The organism is Candidatus Synechococcus spongiarum SH4 (assembly GCF_000586015.1).
Classification (GTDB): domain Bacteria; phylum Cyanobacteriota; class Cyanobacteriia; order PCC-6307; family Cyanobiaceae; genus Synechococcus_B; species Synechococcus_B spongiarum_F.
On the sequence record NZ_JENA01000260.1, the window covers coordinates 1 to 2,255 of the forward strand.

The following is a 2,255-nucleotide window of genomic DNA, read 5'->3' on the forward strand; positions in this document are numbered from 1 at the left end:
TCAGGGTGGATGCGGCCGTCATCAACCGCTGTCTGCTGGCCTTGCGGGAAGGGGATTGGGCTGCGGCCCAACGGCATGACGCCTGGCTCCTGGCCCAACGCAGTTGTGGGGCCATGCGTCAGCAGCAGCAACAGATGGGGCGCTCCATGTTGGCGCTGCTGCGTCAACTGACGGCGGATCATGGCTGCCCTCTGGCCCCCTGGCCCCACGGGGCGGGGCTGGCGTTGGCCTGGGGCTTGGCGGGAGAACGGTTTCAATTGCCGGTGGCGCCGCTGCTGGAGGCCTTTCTCTTCAGTTGGTCCGCCAATCTCATCAGCGCGGCGGTGCGCCTGGCGCCCCTGGCGGCTCCCCAGGGCCAGCAGTTGCAACTGCGGCTCCAGGAACCCATTGCCGCCCTGGCGGCAGCGGCCCCTGATCTGGATCCCCAAGCGTTGTGGCCGGAAACCCTGGGTCCCACCATGGCCCAGTTGGGTCATGGTGGGTTGTATAGCCGTTTGTTTCGCAGTTGAGCCCTTTGGGTGTTGGTGTGGCCGGACAGCAAACAGGTGCTCCACCTTCGCCCTTACGCTGGCCTCGCGCCATTCCATGAGACATTCCACCTGATCGCTGGCTCCTTTCCTGCGCTGGCACGGTCCCCTGGCAACGCGCCAAGCCACCTGGCGGTCCCGGTTGTTCGAGACAAAAGGCCGGCGCCTGGCCGCCAACGAGGATACCCAATACAAAAGGCGGGTTTCCCTCGCCCTGGACAAACCTTCAATGCCGGCCCGACCACCATTCACGACGGCCCAGCGAAAGGCGTATTCCAACTGGTGTTCGACGGCGAAGGTTTCCCGAAGGCGCAAACCGCCTTCGACTCGATACGCTGAAGAGCGTTTCAGGTGGGGAAGCCGAGCCTTGCCCTTCCTCACCAAGTGGCGCGATAGCCGGTGAAGACGGCCCATTGCGTCTCTGCAGTGGACTGGTGCTGAGGCTCAATGCTCCCGGCCACCCTCAGCGAGAGATTGCCTCGCGCCAGGGGCAGCTCCAGGGTTGCGCCCAGATCCAACTGGCGGCCACTGGGGGATAAGGGTTCTTTGGAGGAGGCGCCGATGACCACCCCGTCTTTCGTGCGACCTGTGGTCGGCGAGAATACGGCAGCGCCACGGTCCACCCGTAGGGGCTGGGAGAGGGAAAGGCTCAGGGCGCCGCCGTTGCCCAGGCTCCGCCTGGCTTGGAGGCGGAAGGCGCTGGTGCCGAGGCTGGAGATGGTGGTAATCAAGTGGCTGGAGGCAACGGAGGGGGTGACGATACCCACCTCTCCCATCGCCGAGAGGCTCCACCGGCCGGCAGAGCCTTCAACCCCCGCGCCGAGAAAGACGGTCTCAGCCGAGAGTTGACCAAAGGCGCCGCTGCCCTGACTGCCCAGCAACGAGTCGTACTCCTTGACGTGGCCCGCCGCGAAGGAGACCATGGGCAGAGAAGGGGGCTCCCAGGACAATGTCAGACTGTGCAGACGCTCCGGCGCCTGCAGGAATGATGCGGTAACCCCCTGGGGACCGGTCATGGTGAAAGAGGAGGCGCCGTTGGCCAGGGCCAGGTGACCATCTGCAGTGGGCGGTGCTGTCTTCTGTACATGAAACTGCCACGTCTCGGGAGCGGGTTGCTGCCGGTGGCTGGAGCGGAGAAAGTCTTGCAGAAGGATGGCAAGGGAAGCCCCAGGGGACTCCACGACGAAGGCGTCGGCATTGAACCAGAAGGGACCGCCGAGGGAGTCGAACGCGGCCACTTCCTGGGAGCCGAGGGCATGGGAGAAGGCATCGCCCAGGGCAGGGCCAGCCGCCAGGGCGGCGGCGGTGATGGGGGATCCCTGTGTTTCCACTGCGGACGTGGACTGGCCGGCGCCCATGAAGGCGGGAATGCCCCAGGGGTTGGTGGCGGCCCCCAGGTCCATGAGGCCGTGGCCGTAGGTATTGGCGGTGGCGTAGATGCCGTCGTCATTGGCGGTGGCGAAGAGGCGGGATACCAACTCCTCGTTGGAGAGTTGATTGCGGAACAGTTGCTTCATGATCGCCAGGCCGCCACTGACCATGGGCGCTGCGTAGGAGGTGCCGCTGCCGACGCCGTATTGCGAATCCAGTTCAGCCTGGGTACAGGTGGTTGTGGTGTTAGGGTCTGCGGTGCAACGTGTATTAGCGACAAAAATCGACTGTCCCGGCGCTGCAAGACAGAAGTTTTTGGCGATTCCACAGCGGTTGGAGAAGGATGAGATCTTACCG

Annotated in this window: 2 protein-coding genes; one reads left to right on the top strand and one right to left on the bottom strand. The window is 64.7% G+C overall.

The genetic code is table 11. The annotated features are described in order from the left end of the window. Window positions 1-509 (top strand): urease accessory UreF family protein (locus BG35_RS0109420; RefSeq protein ID WP_025782621.1); only part of this gene is annotated, 509 nt, incomplete at its 5' end. A 395-nt stretch (window positions 510-904) separates the two neighbouring features. Here BG35_RS0109420 and BG35_RS0109425 read toward each other — a convergent pair. Beyond that, window positions 905-2,255, bottom strand: a 1,351-nt coding sequence (locus BG35_RS0109425; RefSeq protein WP_152535274.1) for a S8 family serine peptidase, incomplete at its 5' end; no start/stop codon positions are given.